We start from the raw sequence: 1,373 nt of genomic DNA, 5'->3' as shown, positions 1-1,373 counted from the left end.
CGGTCCATCCGATGCCACCGGTACCCGGCGACACCACCCCCCGGATCATGCGAAAGACAGGGGCAAGAAGTCATACCGGGCCCGGCGACCGAGGCCCTGGATCGGACCCACGAGAAAGGTAACGGGCATGCCGGACGGTCTTCCGGGTTTGACTGTCAACCTGCGGTGTCCAGTGGCCTGACCGGTGTCCACACTGCGGCGGGCACGATCAGCGGCGGCGAGTCCGACGTGATCGTGGCGGGGCGGGGTCGACTCCGTGACCAGCGCTCCGTGCGTGCTACCCAGGCCCGGCGCCCCCGTGGGTCGAATCCAGCGAGGTGGCCGACTCCGCGCTGGGCCGGGTGCGCCACCGGAGGTGTGTGAGGTGACGCTCGCGATGGGCAAGACTGCCGAGGAGGTGGCCGTCTCCGAGCGCATCACTCGCGCCAAAAGTGACGCCTTTGCTCTGCGCCGGCGGCGCGGCGCCGTGGCGGCCGATATCGCTCCGCACTTTGTGCTGGTCACGCTGGGCGACGCTGAGGTCATCATGGACGGAGCCCCACGCCCGGACGTCATGCTAGAGCGGCGGGCCCTGCTGCACCTGGACTTCTGCAGGGACGGCGTCGTCACTCCTGGTTCGCCCACATCGCTGCCCGACGGCGTGGCCGCACTGGAGGAGGCAGTGTGCGAACACGGCCTGACCGTACGGGACCGGACGTGGTAAGCGCCAGGAGCGGGATCGCGCCTGGCAGCACCGTGACGATCGCCGAGGTGCGTGACCGAGCTGCCACGCGTGTCCGCCTCGCCGAAGGCCTGGAGGCGGCCGCGAGTCGCGGCAAGCTGCCCGTATCGGGCCGGAGGAGGTGTTGAGCCGGGTGGACGTCCTTCGAACCCGGGCACGGACAGGAACGTGCTGGCGGGAGGGGACATCTGCGCTCGGTATGTCAGCGGGCGACCGCCGGGGCAACAGCATGGTGTACGCGAGGACACAGACCGGAAGCGATGCGACAGCTGTATTCCGGCGTGAGCGAGAAATTGCCCTCAACCGCGACGTCCAGGACGCGCGAACGCTGAGAACCTTCTTCTTGAGCGACACCTGGCTCGGCGACGAAGCGTTCTGCACTGTTACCAAGGACGCCGACGACCCCGCTCACGGCGTGCTGGGGCGTTTCGGCGACAAGGCGGTGTACGTCGATGTCCCCACTCGCGGCAACCTGACCGATGGGGAAAACTGCGGTCGGGCCCGACGGCTTGCCAACGAACTCCGCTAGGGTCCGTCCTTAAAGTTGGCGTGGTTGATGTGGTGTGATTCTCGGTTGTGGTGCGTAGGCACGAGTTGACCGAGGAGTAGTGGGGGGTGATCGAGCCGTTGCTGCCGGTGTTGGGAGTGAAAG

The 1,373-nt window shown here is 67.6% G+C and carries 2 protein-coding genes; both read left to right on the top strand.

Annotated features, from left to right (window positions below; all coding sequences use genetic code 11):
- Positions 1 to 364: 364 nt before the first annotated feature.
- Positions 365 to 703 carry a hypothetical protein gene (locus tag GVY64_RS36915; protein ID WP_159851321.1) on the top strand — a complete coding sequence of 113 codons (339 nt, stop codon included), beginning with the start codon at positions 365 to 367 and terminating at the stop codon, positions 701 to 703.
- A 361-nt stretch (positions 704 to 1,064) separates the two neighbouring features.
- On the top strand, positions 1,065 to 1,250 hold the full coding sequence (locus tag GVY64_RS36910; RefSeq protein WP_159851319.1) for a hypothetical protein: 186 nt from the start codon (positions 1,065 to 1,067) through the stop codon (positions 1,248 to 1,250).
- Positions 1,251 to 1,373: the final 123 nt, after the last annotated feature.

It is taken from the genome of Nocardia sp. CY41, from assembly GCF_009829325.1.
In the GTDB taxonomy this organism is placed as follows: domain Bacteria; phylum Actinomycetota; class Actinomycetes; order Mycobacteriales; family Mycobacteriaceae; genus Nocardia.
The sequence above is the reverse complement of the archived record's forward strand: the minus strand, read 5'-3'. Positions and strand labels throughout refer to the sequence as shown.